The following is a 444-nucleotide window of genomic DNA, read 5'->3' on the forward strand; positions in this document are numbered from 1 at the left end:
CCCTGTACTTGTTGAGGACATCTCCCTTGGCCTCCTCTCCTCGCCGGATTTGCAGCGCTGTTCGCCGGTGTTGGCGCGTCCGTGACGAAGATGCGGCCGAGCGACACTCCTGGGGCTGTCGACTGGGCCGCAATGGTGTTGCTCGTCGGCACCGGTATCGGTCTGAGTTCGCTTGGGACAACACAGTTCCTGTCTGGTGCGGGATTTGGGACGGAGATGCTTGTCCTCTCGGGGATTTCGTACGGATAGACATCGAGATTCTCTAGTTAGCTCCTTGAGCAATGTGTGATTCTCGGGTGTCTAGATTGGTCAGTAGAACTTTCGAAAATACAGTTATCTGATAAGTGCAGAGAAAACACGTTGTTCGACTTTTCGGAGATGCTCGCTCACAGTCGTAGTTGCGACACCAATCTGAGTCGCAATCTTCTCGTGAGTGGTTCCTCT

1 protein-coding gene is annotated in these 444 nt (G+C 53.8%); it reads right to left on the reverse strand.

Annotated elements, in window-relative coordinates; translation table 11 throughout:
• Positions 1 to 333 precede the first annotated feature (333 nt).
• The coding region (locus tag DVK06_RS19645; RefSeq protein WP_199718808.1) for a helix-turn-helix domain-containing protein at positions 334 to 444 on the reverse strand (111 nt) is incomplete at its 5' end.

Source organism: Halorubrum sp. Atlit-28R (assembly GCF_003665955.1).
Taxonomy (GTDB): Archaea; Halobacteriota; Halobacteria; order Halobacteriales; family Haloferacaceae; genus Halorubrum; species Halorubrum tropicale.